The organism is Shewanella psychrophila (assembly GCF_002005305.1).
GTDB lineage: Bacteria > Pseudomonadota > Gammaproteobacteria > Enterobacterales > Shewanellaceae > Shewanella > Shewanella psychrophila.
The window spans coordinates 3,666,957-3,681,038 of sequence record NZ_CP014782.1 but is presented as its reverse complement, the minus strand read 5'-3'; the positions used below and the strand labels follow the sequence as shown (position 1 = coordinate 3,681,038).

General features: G+C 44.5%; 15 protein-coding genes, 1 tRNA gene and 1 pseudogene. 8 read left to right on the top strand and 9 right to left on the bottom strand.

Annotation, left to right across the window (positions count from 1 at the left end):
- The first annotated feature begins 45 nt into the window (after positions 1 to 45).
- On the top strand, positions 46 to 270 hold the full coding sequence (locus sps_RS15770) for a hypothetical protein (protein WP_077753396.1): 225 nt from the start codon (positions 46 to 48) through the stop codon (positions 268 to 270).
- An 18-nt stretch (positions 271 to 288) separates the two neighbouring features.
- Here the strand turns inward: sps_RS15770 and sps_RS15765 are convergent, their stop codons facing one another.
- The 3 genes from sps_RS15765 to lepB form a co-directional block, all read right to left on the bottom strand.
- Positions 289 to 714 carry a hypothetical protein gene (locus sps_RS15765; protein ID WP_077753395.1) on the bottom strand — a complete coding sequence of 142 codons (426 nt, stop codon included), beginning with the start codon at positions 712 to 714 and terminating at the stop codon, positions 289 to 291.
- Positions 715 to 778: 64 nt separating this feature from the next.
- Positions 779 to 1,276, bottom strand: a complete 498-nt coding sequence (locus sps_RS15760) for a TlpA family protein disulfide reductase (RefSeq protein WP_077753394.1) — start codon at positions 1,274 to 1,276, stop codon at positions 779 to 781.
- A 122-nt stretch (positions 1,277 to 1,398) separates the two neighbouring features.
- Entirely contained in the window at positions 1,399 to 2,049 is a 651-nt protein-coding gene (gene lepB, locus sps_RS15755; protein WP_077753393.1) for a signal peptidase I, read from the bottom strand.
- A gap of 201 nt (positions 2,050 to 2,250) precedes the next feature.
- Between lepB and sps_RS15750 the strand changes: the two genes are divergently transcribed.
- The 3 genes from sps_RS15750 (at position 2,251) to sps_RS15740 (ending at position 4,287) form a co-directional block, all read left to right on the top strand.
- Complete coding sequence (locus sps_RS15750) at positions 2,251 to 3,189, top strand: ABC transporter substrate-binding protein (protein ID WP_077753392.1); 939 nt, start codon at positions 2,251 to 2,253, stop codon at positions 3,187 to 3,189.
- Between the two features lie 182 nt (positions 3,190 to 3,371).
- Positions 3,372 to 4,058, top strand: coding sequence for a pyrimidine 5'-nucleotidase (gene yjjG / locus sps_RS15745; protein WP_077753391.1), 687 nt, complete (start codon positions 3,372 to 3,374; stop codon positions 4,056 to 4,058).
- A gap of 138 nt (positions 4,059 to 4,196) precedes the next feature.
- Positions 4,197 to 4,287, top strand: a tRNA-Ser gene (locus sps_RS15740).
- A gap of 152 nt (positions 4,288 to 4,439) precedes the next feature.
- Here the strand turns inward: sps_RS15740 and sps_RS15735 are convergent.
- A pseudogene (locus tag sps_RS15735) lies at positions 4,440 to 4,788 on the bottom strand (DUF3859 domain-containing protein).
- A gap of 372 nt (positions 4,789 to 5,160) precedes the next feature.
- On the opposite strand from sps_RS15735, the gene sps_RS28515 reads away from it, so the two are divergent.
- From sps_RS28515 to sps_RS15725, 3 genes are all read left to right on the top strand, one after another.
- A complete protein-coding gene (locus sps_RS28515) occupies positions 5,161 to 5,331 on the top strand; it encodes a hypothetical protein (RefSeq protein ID WP_169915785.1) in 171 nt (56 codons plus the stop codon).
- Positions 5,332 to 5,439: 108 nt separating this feature from the next.
- Entirely contained in the window at positions 5,440 to 6,375 is a 936-nt protein-coding gene (locus tag sps_RS15730; RefSeq protein ID WP_077753390.1) for a carbon-nitrogen hydrolase family protein, read from the top strand.
- Positions 6,376 to 7,713, top strand: a complete 1,338-nt coding sequence (locus tag sps_RS15725; protein WP_077753389.1) for a beta-propeller fold lactonase family protein — start codon at positions 6,376 to 6,378, stop codon at positions 7,711 to 7,713.
- A gap of 88 nt (positions 7,714 to 7,801) precedes the next feature.
- Here the strand turns inward: sps_RS15725 and sps_RS15720 are convergent, their stop codons facing one another.
- On the bottom strand, positions 7,802 to 8,269 hold the full coding sequence (locus sps_RS15720; protein WP_077753388.1) for an Rsd/AlgQ family anti-sigma factor: 468 nt from the start codon (positions 8,267 to 8,269) through the stop codon (positions 7,802 to 7,804).
- A gap of 504 nt (positions 8,270 to 8,773) precedes the next feature.
- On the opposite strand from sps_RS15720, the gene hemE reads away from it, so the two are divergent.
- Positions 8,774 to 9,838, top strand: coding sequence for a uroporphyrinogen decarboxylase (gene hemE / locus sps_RS15715; protein WP_077753387.1), 1,065 nt, complete (start codon positions 8,774 to 8,776; stop codon positions 9,836 to 9,838).
- 304 nt (positions 9,839 to 10,142) lie between these two features.
- On the opposite strand, the gene sps_RS15710 is transcribed toward hemE, so the two are convergent.
- The 4 genes from sps_RS15710 to sps_RS15695 form a co-directional block, all read right to left on the bottom strand.
- On the bottom strand, positions 10,143 to 11,618 hold the full coding sequence (locus sps_RS15710) for a sensor histidine kinase (RefSeq protein ID WP_077753386.1): 1,476 nt from the start codon (positions 11,616 to 11,618) through the stop codon (positions 10,143 to 10,145).
- Between the two features lie 53 nt (positions 11,619 to 11,671).
- Complete coding sequence (locus sps_RS15705; protein ID WP_077753385.1) at positions 11,672 to 12,412, bottom strand: response regulator transcription factor; 741 nt, start codon at positions 12,410 to 12,412, stop codon at positions 11,672 to 11,674.
- 80 nt (positions 12,413 to 12,492) lie between these two features.
- Positions 12,493 to 13,221 (bottom strand): spondin domain-containing protein, encoded by a 729-nt coding sequence (locus sps_RS15700; RefSeq protein WP_077753384.1) that lies wholly within the window; start codon positions 13,219 to 13,221, stop codon positions 12,493 to 12,495.
- Between the two features lie 10 nt (positions 13,222 to 13,231).
- Positions 13,232 to 13,933: a spondin domain-containing protein gene (locus tag sps_RS15695; protein ID WP_077753383.1), complete on the bottom strand. Its 702-nt coding sequence runs from the start codon at positions 13,931 to 13,933 to the stop codon at positions 13,232 to 13,234.
- Positions 13,934 to 14,082: the final 149 nt, after the last annotated feature.

Sequence of the window (14,082 nt, the reverse complement as noted above, 5' to 3'; positions counted from 1 at the left end):
CGTATGCAGTGTCTTACTGTGTCTATCGCGTATAAGGATGATTGAATGATAAAAAACATAATGCAAAAAGTGATGGCTTTAGCTTGTTCGTTTATCTTCTCTACAGGCTTGGCATTTGCCTCTACTCAAACAGCCGTTACCGCACAATTAGTTAAATCAGAAGCCGATGGAACTGTACTCATCTGTCAGTATCGCACCATGAAAAAAATACATTTCAAGGTGCTCTTTACTCATCAAGTATGCCCGTTAGCCATTCAGGTTGGGCACTAAGCCATCTCTAATTTTGTGCTAATCGGCTTTATCGGGATACTTTTGCTCAATCGACCGAAATGAGCGTAGGAAAAGCCCAAGACCACCCACGCTAAGCACTAGAATCACGATAAGATCGAAGGCGCTCATATGGGTAAAGCGGAATTGAATCGAACTGATCACGCCAAAGACAAGAGCGACTAATGAACCGAAAGTGAGTGCCCAACCGAGGATATTTCTGTAATTGTAAAACATGATGCCGACACCAAATATAAATGGGATCATGATCATGCCGCTGGTAACATTAAAGCCACCAAAGTTTGAACCGTGATAAAGACTGCTACCCATGCCAAAAGAGCTGGTTATCTTGATGGCATTGAGCAGCATATAAAAACCACCACACATCATTATTAGGCCTATGAAAAACTGGCCTATACCACCGGATGTTCCACCTGCACCGTTCATATTTATCCCTTTAAAATGTACTTTTAGCGAGTTACTGATATCGCCAGATTTTACTGATTGGGAGTTACCACTGTACTTCGGCCAATGGATTTTCACCTTCACCGATAACAGTCTTCACTATGGTGTTATTGCCGTCGAGTAGAATGAGTCTGGGGATACCTGCATTGGCAAACTTGGCATAAATTGCTCTATCTGTGTCGGCAATCAGAGGAAAGTTTATCTCATACTCGCTGGCAAATTTGTCTAGTTCCTGGGTATTTTCTTCGCGGCCTATGGCAATGATATCGACATTTGGATCTAGATTGAGATCTGATGCTTCTAGTGCCTTCATGGCTCGCTGAGAATCTGGACACCAAGTAGCAAATAGTACCAATAGCTTGGCATTAGTAGACTGTGTTAAATCAATAAGATTACCCTTGGTATCGGTAAATTGAGTTACAGGTACCATTTGTCCTGCTTTGACATAGGTCTGATATTCAAGTTGTTCATCTCCTGGTGCAGCAGCGCAACCACAAAGGAGTAAAGTCATTGAGAATAGTATGGCCGATATGAGCTGTTTCATCACAAATCCATTTAATAGAAAGTGCGCTTAAAATAGCAAATATCGGCTTTTTTGTGTAGATAAATACTCAAATTCAGGCCACTAGAGATCTGTTTTCTTAGAGCCAGGAAACTAGCACCTTATTATAAAGTATGCATAAACCGCTCGGGTCTAAAAAGGTAGTAGTTATCGTAATTATTAGAAAAGGCAACTGTCTTAGCTCTGCCGGTGATCTCATCTCTGGGAATAAAGCCTATTACTCGTGAATCTGCGCTGGCATCACGGTTATCGCCGAGTGCCAGATAGAAGTTATCAGGCACAGTTATCGGGCCAAAATTGGCAAGTCTAGAGGGAGTGTCATGGACTCGAACCATGTGTTCTACACCTAACAGGTTCTCGATACTATCAGTGCTCGAAGCCAGCTTGCCCTGAATTTGATAGTTCAGCTTATCGCCATTGATGATGAGCGTGTTTTGTCTCATTTCGACGATATCACCGGGTACTCCTACCACACGTTTAACGAGTTTCTTATCCGCTTTGACTGAGTCGAAGATGATAATCTCTCCACGGGCTGGGTCGGCAATTTTTACCAGAGAAAGATGGGTGAAAGGTAGGCGGATATCATAGGCCATCTTATTAACCAGTAACCTATCCCCTTCGAGAATAGTTGGCTTCATGGAGCCTGTAGGCACAGAGTTCCAGTCGGCCACGGCACTTCTAAATACCAACATTAGCACCATAAACAGTAAGAATGAGCGGTTATGTTTGAGTAGTTTAACTAGTCCCTTCAGCATCAATAGATCCTTTATCGATTATTAGTTCATTAGCTCTGACTTATGTTTGTCAGGATCAGTTCCGGAAGGGGATAAAATAGCAGGAAGTTAAAAGTAAGCAGATGTGTATTATTAACTCGTTTTGGCTAACATTGGGTGGGCATTGCGCTTTATAAACATAGATTCTATGCTCAAAGTTACTAGAGTGAATTAGGTTTAATAATGGATAAATTTAGCAGACCCTTGTGCTTGTTTGTGGCCATGTTGGCCTCCGTGAGTATGAGTGTCTGCGCTAAAGTTGGCTTGTTGGAATTAGACTGGTCCAGTCAGAAGGTGTTGACTCATGTGGTCGGTGAACTCCTTCAAGCCAAAGGCGTTGAGGTGAACTATGTCTCCTCCGCCGCCGATGGTCAGTGGTATCAATTGGTTTATGGTCATGCGGATGTGCAGATAGAAGTTTGGCAGGGAAGTATGGCGACTCAATTCGATAAGTTGGTCAAGGCTGGCAAGATTATCGATGCAGGCACCCACATGGCGGTGACTAGGGAGGATTGGTGGTACCCGGACTATATTGAGCCATTATGTCCAGGTCTGCCCGACTGGAAGGCACTGAAAGCATGCTCGGCTCTTTTCTCCGATGGTGATGATCTGCAAGGAGTCTATATCTCTGGTCCTTGGGTTAAGCCGGACAGAGCCAGAATTAGAGCCTTAGACTTAGATTTTAGAGTGTGGGAGATGCCGACCGGAGATGCACTTTGGGAGACCTTCAATCGTTTGATCGAGAAGAGGCAAGCATTTGTCATCTTTAATTGGACTCCTAACTGGGTTGAAGCAGTTTATAAAGGTAAATTTATTGAGTTTCCCACATATAGTGAAGCGTGTGAGCTTGAGCCTGCATGGGGGGTGAATGATAAATATCTCTGGGATTGTGGCAACCCTAAGAATGGTTGGTTGAAGAAGGCCGTTTCTCGGTACTTGGCTGATAAGTCTGCATGTGCCTTAGATATTGTGCGGAGTTTTTCACTGTCTAACCAAGATATTGCCTTGGCTGCAGCTTTAGTTGATATAGATAACTTGAGCGTTGAGCAGGCAGCAAAACAGTGGCTGCATGTTAATCGGGCAAGGGTAGAGCAATGGCATGCTCATGCTTCCTGTATCTGAGTCAAAGTCTGTCTGCGACATCTAAGAATAAATTCTACGCATTGTATATCCTTATGGCGTGGCTTCTCTTTACAAGGGGCTGCTAGGTGATTATTGTCGATCCATAATGAATGCCCTGAACTAGTGTTTAGCCAATTCAGGCGCGTTAACAGAATTTAGGTTTATCTGGAGTAAGTTATACAATGAAGTACCAATGGATCTTATTTGATGCCGATGAAACCTTGTTTCATTTCGACGCCTTTAAAGGCTTACAGCTGATGTTCTCCAAGTTTGATGTCGACTTTACTTTTAATGATTTTCAATTATATCAAGAGGTGAATAAGCCGCTGTGGGTCGAGTATCAAGATGGAAAAATCAGTGCCGACTATCTGCAAACCACCCGTTTTTTGTCTTGGGCTGAGAAGCTTGCCGTGACTGCACATCAGCTCAATAGCGCTTTTCTTGAAGCTATGGCGGAGATATGTACCTTGTTACCGGGTGCTAAAGAGCTGGTCGATACTCTTCATGGCAAGGTGAATATGGGAATCATCACTAATGGCTTCACTGAGCTACAAACCATTCGTTTGCAGCGTACAGGGCTCATTCATGCTTTTTCACCTGTGGTGATTTCTGAAGAGGTAGGTGTGGCTAAACCCGATGTGGCAATTTTTGAGCATGCCCTTGCTCACATGAATCACCCGGCAAGAGATAAAGTCTTAATGGTGGGTGATAATCCACATTCAGATATACAAGGCGGTTTAAACGCTGGATTTGATACCTGTTGGCTCAATAGTGATGGTGTCGATGTACCTGATGGGATAACTCCTCACTATCAGGTGAGTTCATTAACTGAATTACAGAGCTTATTATTAGGTAATGTCAGCGATTAAAATTGATGCGTAAATGACAAAAAAACATCAGTCAGTGCATTTTTTTTGAAATAATTGCAGTTTATGATGTTTTCTTGCCCAATTGAGCATTTTGCCTCTTTACATCAAGGTCAACAATCCCTATTATCAGCGGCGTTCGGAGAGATGGCAGAGTGGTCGAATGCACCGGTCTTGAAAACCGGCACGGGTTTATAGCCCGTCTAGGGTTCAAATCCCTATCTCTCCGCCACATTCAGATAAAGCCCTTAGCAGAAATGCTAGGGGCTTTTTCGTGCATAAAGACGAAAGGCTCATCACTTCTTATTAGAGATAGTGATGAGCCTTTTTTCGTTTAGGAAAGAAATAGCGTGATAGGAATGCGAGCCCTAGGATTCCTATTGTTTACAGTCCGCGCTTCTTCCAAAATGAAGCAATTTTTTCTATATCAGAGTTAGCTTTTGTTTGAGTGCCATCTTGTGGAGGGTTATCAGCCATGTGTACTTTGAAGGCCTTCTCGGCAATGACCTTGCCCTTAAGTTCTAAGGTCATGCGCCACTTATCTAGCTTGTTATACTCTGGTGCCCAGATGGTATCGCCAAGATAGAACTTCCAATCATTTTCTTCCACGTAGACTTCACCATCGAAAGGGAGCCTGATGTTGCCGTTATCATCGGGAATATCGGGATGATAGATGCAATACCTGAGTTTTTGGTTTTTTGATCCGGGTAATAAAACCAAATTCGATATCGATCTCTGGGGGACATGAACAGTAGGTTTAGTTAATCTGAGAAGCTCACGCAGTGCGGGTGTAAAAACACTTTATGCTGCGCAAGTGGCTTTCGATATACGACTGCATGGATGCAGGAGGTAGAGCAACGCAGGAGCTTGTTGCCGAGAATAACTATTAGCTTCAATCCCCTTATAGCCACACGGATGTGGCGAATGTCTATATTGCAGGAGCAAATATAGCCCTTGTCTACAGCGTTTATAACTCCCGCTGAATGATCACTTACTTAATGTAATGGAACTGGTATTAATTTAGACATGGTGAGCTGTTTTTGAATTTCTGTCATGTTAGTTTATCAAAATCTTTAGCTAAGTATGTACAGGCAATCAGAAAAATATGACTAAGAAAATCCTTAAGTTTGAATATGAGAAAGAAACTAAAAATAGCGTGCGCTACCAGGAGATACCTGAGCCGGGTCAGGCCCCCGTTCTTGGCACCCTCTATGTGCAGAAATGGTTTGCCACAGACAGTAAGGTATTAGAGATCACCATAGAGAAGAAAGACTAGTCACCTAAGATATTCCTCTGTTCTGAAATACTGGCGTTATAGCTCTATTCGGCTAAATTTATAGTTGTACCAATTGACTGTACTGCTTTGCTGATGGATGGGGTCTATATGTCTAGAGTGGCCATAGTTCAAGAATCTTCGATCGTATTAAATCGTGATAAAACCATAGAGAAGGCCGTGCAACTCATTCAAGAGGCCGCCTTGTCTGGTGCCAATCTAGTGGTATTTCCTGAAGCCTTTATCTCCGGGTATCCAGCATGGATCTGGCGATTGAGACCCGGTATGGATTGGGGGACGAGCGAAGCATTGCATGGGCTATTACTCGACAGTTCAGTCAATATTGAAAACGGTGACTTAGCTCCCTTGTGCGATGCGGCCAAAGCTAACCAGGTGACTGTGGTTTGTGGTCTCAATGAACGGGATAATGAGCGCAGCAGGGCGACCCTGTACAACACAGTTGTCGTTATCTCTGAGGAGGGCAAGCTACTCAATCGACATCGAAAGCTGATGCCTACTAATCCAGAACGTATGGTGTGGGGATTTGGCGACGGCTCGAGTCTTAAGGTGGTCGAATCGCCCGTAGGCAGGTTGAGTACCTTGCTCTGTTGGGAGAGCTATATGCCTCTGGCAAGGTACACTCTCTATTCTCAAGGAGTGGAGATTTATATCGCACCAACTTATGACAGTGGTGATGCTTGGTTAGGCACCATGCAGCACATAGCGCGGGAGGGACGCTGTTGGGTTATCTGTTGTGGCGTGGTATTGGAACACAGAGATCTTCCTGATGATTTTCCTGATAAAGATAACTTGTACCCAGACAGTGATGAATGGATAAATCCGGGAGATTCAGTGGTTGTCGCCCCTGGTGGTGAGATAGTTGCTGGCCCTCTTAGAAAAGAGAAGGGCATACTCTACGCCGAGATAGATATTAAATTAGCGGCAATCTCAAAGCGGGCATTAGATGTGGTGGGGCATTATTCGAGACCAGATATATTTACCCTTAGCGTTAATACCCAAGTTCAGAGCCCGATTAAGATTAAATAGATGTCCAATCAACAACTGCTCCAGATCACAATTTTCCTCATGCTATCGGCATGTAGTGCTATCACTCATGATGTTTCGAATAAAGATCAAAGCTCCATGGAAATCAGATTGATCCCAGTCCATATACTCAGACAAGGTGAAGGTGGGGTTGAAGGCTTAGATAATGCCCATGCTGCGGTTATAACACCGGATGAGACTCAGCTGTTAATCGCAAGTGGCGATGATGATTCTGTGGCTGTTTTTGACCTGGATGAGTCGTTCAAGCCAACCTTAAGGCAAGTCATTCGCAGTGGAGATCTGAGCTTAGATAACTTGAGTAGTGAAATGGATGTCTTGGCCGGGGCCTCTAATTTGGTGCTTTCTGGTGACGGACAATATGCCTATATCGTTAGTTTCTATGGCAGCGCTTTACTGGTATTAAAGAGGGGAGAGGATCATATCTGGTCTTTTCATCAATTACTCTACGATGGCCTTAGCTCTGAGAGAATATTTAAAGATGAGCGACCCATTGGAGATCTGGATACTCTCGGGTTGCTAGGTGCATGGGATGTGGCTATAACGACTGAGCCGCGACAACTTTTGGTGACGGGTTATAAGAGTAATAGCCTGAGCGTATTTGATCTTGGCGATGGTGGTAAGGCCCAGCTAAGGCAAATGTTTACCAGTTACGACAAGTTACTCGGTGGAGAGGAATATGGGCTAAGTGGAGCCGTGGGAGTAACGGTATCTCCGGACGGTACTCAGGTATTTGCCTCGGCATTCGAAGATAACTCAATAAGCATTTTCAAAAGAGAGGTCAGTGGCAACTTGGTATGGAAGCAAACCATTAGTCAGCGAAAGCAAGGGTTAGATGCATTAGTTAACCCTCAGAGCCTACTCGTATCTAAAGATAATGCTTGGCTCTATGTGGCTTGTTCAGGCACGGGTTCGCTAATGGTTTTTAAGCGTGAAAATACCGGTGAGTATCAGCATGTGCAGACATTAACGCAAACAGTCGATTTAGGCGCTGACTCTAGTGCTGGTTCTAGTTCTGAGCTCGGTTCTAGCTTAGCTTTGGCTGGAGCGGGAAATCTGGCGTTGACCTCTGATGGCAACCATTTGTTTGTTACTGCTGAGGAGGATGGGGCATTAAATTATTTTATCAGAGAGTCGAAGGGTCACTTGGTTTTCAAACACAGTTTACAGACCAGTGATTCGAGTGAGGAGCAGGATAAGCTCAGTGAACTAACTGGTGTTTCTTCGGTGCTGGTTACCCCAAGTGATGATTTCGTTATTTTGACCTTGGGTGAGGGCAACGCATTAATCATCTACCGTATTGTGAAAGTTGGGGTTTACTAGAGTGTGTAAAGTAAAGCCAAGAAAGACGGGGAGCTTGGCTAGTGTTTACTCTACTCTTATTCGTTATAACGGATATCTATTTCGAGAGTTATGAGTGTTTAGTGTGCAGCACTTCCAGCAGCTCATCTTCTAATTCGAAACGGGTTTCCATTGCGTGACCCAATGACGATAGATCTTTATCGAGTTGATATAGGATTTGATCATCGACGGATTCGGTATATTTTTCATTGAAGTCTAAGGCCGAATCTGTAGTTTCACTTATTCGTGGGACAAGGTTTTGTGCCAAAGACTTACTCGATGTTCCATTTCTCTCACAGGCTGTGACGACTCGATCATAGACTTCGAAATGTCCTTCGGAGACATAGTCTACTAAGAGATCACAAAACTCTTTAACTGTCTTGACTGTGGGAAGTGACTTCTCGGTAGATTCGTAGGGCGGGATGCCGGCAATTTGGCAATAATTGATCAGTAGTTGGCGACGATTATTAAGCCAATGATCGATAAGAGTGTTAGAGCCGCCCCACTTTTTTTCAGCTTTTTCGAGTTGTTTTAACATGATTGTTCCCGTTTTAAAGTGCTTCCCTGACTTCTAATGTAGGTGACAAATAGGGTATTGATCAACCATTTTCGCCGATATAAGTGAGATATTCTAAAATAGTTAAGATGGCTGTTTTGTATACAGAAATCGAAGTGGGATAGAGAGTTGAATCCCCTAGAAAATAAAATGCCCAGCGATAGAAATCTATCGCTGGGCGAGTAAAGGTTTTGCGGGCTCGATGCGACGAGCTTCTTGATTGTTCTTGCTAGCGCAGACTTTTTATACCAAAGGCTGAAGATGTGTGCAACTTTTTTCTGTCATATTGGGAACATTAACACTATTTTTTATCAGGGTATTTTACTTAAAATGTGCTGTAGGGTGCATTAGAGCGGCTCATTAGGGAAAAATTACGTATCTGGGGGGCTTTGTCACATAAATACTCAGATTAAGGTTACTTTATTAACGTAAATGCTAAACTAGCGACCCAAGCGGATATCACTATAAGTTTAGGAATCAAGCCAAATGGCAGAATTAAAGAATGATCGTTATTTACGTGCGTTGTTGCAACAACCTGTCGACAGAACTCCTGTATGGATGATGCGTCAAGCTGGCCGTTATCTTCCAGAATATAAAGCTACACGTGCTCAGGCCGGTGACTTCATGTCTCTTTGTAAGGATCAGGACTTGGCTTGTGAAGTGACGCTACAGCCACTACGCCGTTATGATCTGGATGCCGCTATTTTATTCTCTGATATTCTGACTATTCCAGATGCCATGGGTTTAGGTCTATATTTCGAGACTGGCGAAGGCCCACGTTTCCAGCGCCCGACCGATACTATTGATGCTATTAAAAAGCTCTCAATTCCAGATCCGGAAGATGAGTTAGGCTATGTGATGCGTGCCGTAAGTACCATTCGTCGTGAGCTTAAGGGTGAAGTACCACTAATTGGTTTCTCTGGTTCTCCATGGACACTCGCCACTTATATGGTTGAGGGTGGTTCAAGCAAGACGTTCGAGAAGATCAAGAAGATGGCCTACGAAGAGCCAGCAGCCTTGCACATGCTGTTAGATAAACTTGCCGATTCAGTGATTCTATATCTGAATGCACAAGTGGCTAACGGCGCACAATCTTTGATGATTTTCGATTCCTGGGGTGGCGCACTGTCCCACCATGCTTACCGTGAATTCTCACTTCGTTATATGCAGAAGATAGTCGATGGTCTGACTCGTCATGCAGACGGTCGTCAGGTTCCTGTAACCCTGTTCACTAAAGGTGGCGGTTTATGGTTAGAGTCTATGGCTGAGACTGGTTGTGATGCATTGGGTCTGGATTGGACGGTTGATCTTGGTGACGCACGTCGTCGTGTCGGGAATAAAGTCGCACTTCAGGGCAATATGGATCCTTCGGTACTTTATGCTTCACCTGAGCGTATTCATCAAGAAGTTGATCAAATCCTTGCAAGCTACGGCGAAGGAACTGGCCATGTATTTAACTTAGGCCATGGTATCCATCAACATGTCGATCCTGAGCATGCAGGTGCATTTATCAAGTCTGTGCATGAACTGTCGGCTCAATACCATAAGTAACTTATAGCTAAGCGCTTAGGAATAAGTCATTAGCGATATGTTATTCGAGAAGACTCGCCTTCAGGGCTAATGCCGGTAAGTTAAGAAAAAATATTGATAAAATAAGGGCTACAGGGGATTTAATCTAAATCTGGCTGTAGCCCTTACTCGTTCTGCTGTTAGTCAATGATTGCTACACAAATTCCGTTAATTCAGAAAGTGAATAAAAAGTGATTATGTATGCAAAATAGTGACTAAGTGATCGGCATTACGCCTTCAGGGCGGGTCTTTTTTTGCTCTGTCATTTATCAAATTCAAATCTAGACTAGATTTTCTGCAACTCAATCTGGAAGCAGCTGCCTTCTCCCGGGGTGCTATTGATATCTATATTGCACTCAAGTAGGCCTAGTAATTGTCTCACTATCGCCAGCCCCACACCGAGTTGAGGCAAGATATCATCGCGTTTAAAGCTAGGTTTATTGCGCATCTGTTGTAGTGCCTGAAGCTCATGTTTATGCATGCCAGAGCCGTTATCGGATACGCTGAGCCAAATACGCTGGTGGCTTTGAGCTTCTGGACTTGTGTTGGCGGCGATCAGCTTAATACTTATGATGCCACCCGATGGTGTATAGCGAATGGCATTATCTACAAGGTTAGATAGGACTCGCATTAATATTTGAGGGTCGGTGATGATTGATAGGTTCTCGTCTACTTCAAAGTCGAGCCGCACCTTTTGTGTATTGGCTCTGGGAGTAAAGTATTGCTTTAATTCCTCTAGCAATAAACTCAGCCTGGTCTCTTTAAATTCTGGGGTGATTTGACCGTTTTCCAGTGCAGCTAGCTCCAGCATCTGGCTAAGAAGTTGCTGTATATATTTTCCTGAGTTGGCGGCGACTTCGATGAGGTCACTACTGCGCTCATTGGCAGGCAATAATAGCCAAGTATCGATATATCCCTGCAGTGAAGTGAGCGGGGTCTTAAGATCATGTGATAGATGCAGCATGAAGTCATGCCTCGCCTGCTGCTGGCGATTGATGGCGAGATGTTGCTGACTTATTTCCTTGAGTAAGCGTTTTATATGTAAGCTTAATTGACGGATCTCTATGCTACCCCGGTAATCATTAGATAGGCTTAAACCATCGGCGAGCTTTTGGTTTTCTACTAGACGTAAGTCTTGTTCAAGTCTGGATAGAGGCGCGGTCAAGTATCTGGCTAATAAGGCAAATAACAGTAAAGCAAAGATACTAGAGCCGATGAGCATACCTCCCCAGATCCGCGGTGCTTGGTGTTCACTGACCAAGGATTGCCACATATCAAAATCTTCACCACCTATGATGACATAGAGGTAACCTGTGATCTTGCCTGAGGCTTCTTGCAGATGAGCTGCTGAGAATATTTTATTGCTATCTGGTGAGCGAGGATCCATGCCTTTAATTGGCAGTTCACCACCTTCGATGAAGGCCTCTATGGGTTGAGTCGATATTTGTGGACGTTTTATTTTCTCTTCGTTTGCATCGTAGGCGATGACATTGCCTTGAATGTCTAAGGTGTAAATCTCGAAACTGGGCCCCAGAAGCATGAAGTCATGAAAGGCTTCTTTTAATGCTGCATCTGAGGTGATTCCTTGGGACAGCAAGGGATTAATGTGCGCCATATGCAGGGCTAACTCTTGGTGTAGAGATTGTTGTACCTGGTTACGGCTAAAATCTTGACTGAATTGAAACCACTGCCAAACGGCCAGTATCAAGATGAAAACAATCACACTCGCCGACAAGAGCAGTCGACTAAATAAACTCTTCATAGTTTAGGCCTTAGATAGGTTCACCAGTTCATCGAGCCCACCATCCAGATTCATTAATGGTTCAAGGTTTGGCTTGGTGGTGAGAATTTGTATCCTACTCCCCAAACTGTTTTCACCAGATCGGCAGTGGATGAACAATGGGACAGTTTGGCTCTCAGGCGGTTGATATGGCTATTGACTGTATGTTCATATCCGCTATATGAGTAGCCCCAGACGGCTTCCAGCAGCTGCATACGGCTGAATACTTGCTTTGGATGCTTAGCCATAAACAGTAAGAGATCAAACTCTCTGGCTGTGAGGTCCAAATTGGTATCGAAAGCTATCACTTCTCGAGTGGTACAGTTAATGGTTATGCCATTGAAATCCAGCTGTGATTCCTGTTGGTCTTCAATCAAGTGGCTCCTGCGTAGTAAGGCTTTGACTCTAGCTCTCAACTCTAAGACGCTGAATGGTTTGACTAAGTAATCATCTGCTCCGGCTTCTAATCCGAGTACAATATCGGCCTCGGAATCTTTAGCCGTCAACATCATACATGGCACAGTTTGGCCCGATTCTCTGAGTTGCTGACACAGCATGATGCCATCTCCGTCGGGAAGCATGCGATCGATGAGAATGAGATCAAAATGCCTTATCTCTAATGTTTCTCTGGCATGTTTCAATGTCGTGCTATGGGACACTCCATAGCTTAAAGTATTGAGATTGAGTTTGATCAAGTTCGCCAGATCAGGCTCATCTTCCACAATTAATATGTGGTGGCTATAGTGTTCACCAAATGCCTTCTGTGTTCCATTCATCTTGAGTCACCCAAAGCAGATCCGTAAATCAATAGACCTGATTCGGGCGGTATTTATTTCGAACAATTATTTTCTCATGCTTATCTCAGTCGTTCGATTGAGATGCTCAGAACAGGGTTATCGAACCTATGGGAGGCTGATAATACCGAATCGGCCAATCCATCGTCGGCGCTGATGACACCTGGGTGAGCATGAACCCTATCAACATCGTCTCGCATGGCATTAAAGCCTTCTCCGCTGTCTGCTGGTCCGGGAATGCTTCCCTTAGCTTCGGAGTTGGCTTCGGTGCCTGCATCGTAGGCGATGGAGCTAAATGTCACTTTGGTGTTGATTGTTAGATCCACCAGAGAAACGCTATTTAGCCCGGCGAAGGCGTCATTAGTGTTAACTAACATGGTTAGCACCGAGATTGAAGAGACCTCATCTTGGCTAAGCTTGAGTTCGATACTCTCTGTCATGCCAGAGGGTAAAACTCCTTGACCATTGACGAGTGCATCCACACCATCCATATCGGCAAAGCCTGCACTATCACCCGATTCGGCTAAAGTTTCCAGAGGAAGGCTGGCTGACCCACCAGTTTGCCATGCTGTCATATCTGCTGAATGCCTTATCAAGGCGATTGGAGACATAGGTTGGTTAGCGGTCAAGTTAGTCACTGTCACTCGGTAATCTTGTGTCGGGACAGGGGTTGGCTCAGGTGTATCCATGGCGTCATTGTCATTATCTGAACATGCACTCAGGGTGAACAGAGTAGCGATCACCATGGAGGCAGTGAGTCGCTTATGGGTCATTTGTTTGATGATGCTCATAATTTGCCCCTTATTTAACGACCACGACGACTCTAGCGACCGGGTTTAGCCATCTGTGGATGCGACTATCGACGTCACTCATGCCACCAGCCGTATCTGTATCGCCTAATACACCAGGATGGATATGAACATTCGTATTGCTGCTGGTGTCCATTACTCCGGTGCCATTAGTGCCACCATCGCCGCCAGGTGCTGCAGGTATCCCAGGTGCTCCAGGCATGCCACCGCCATTAATTATTTCATCATTCGCTTCGGTGCCAGCATCATAAGCATTGAGGTTAAGGGTATAGGTGCCAGCCGTTGTAGGTATCTCCCATGCATCTAAACCGATGAAAGCATCGTTGGTGGGTAACACCATAGCGACTACCGACAGATGAGTCATAGCTTGTGTATCTAACATGATACCACCAGTTTTAGCGCCTGCAGCTAAGAGTCCCATGGCTGGGTTCTCCACCGTTATCTCATTGTTGCCCATCGCTGCCGTGGCTAAGTCAGCAATATCTCCTCCCTCTGCCATCTTCTGCAGTGCAGGGCTGGCTATCTCTCCTGATTGGAAAAGGTGACTGGCATCATCATGGGCTGTGATTAGGATAGGGGTAAAGTGGTTGCCATGGGTCAGGTTGGTGATGCTGATCTCTAAATCGGCGGCAGAGACTGGAATGCTTATCATACTGCCGAGTATTAACAGACGAGTGGCGTGGTTTAGATTCATGGTGTATCTCCTTGTAGACGAATCGATTGGGTATCATTTGATTGTTACAAAGTTATGTCACCGGGTTGTCGCGACTTAATCACAAGTTAGATAAGAAAGTATCACGAAAGTGTCACATCTCATTTCTGGGGTAATTCTGATTGTTTTAC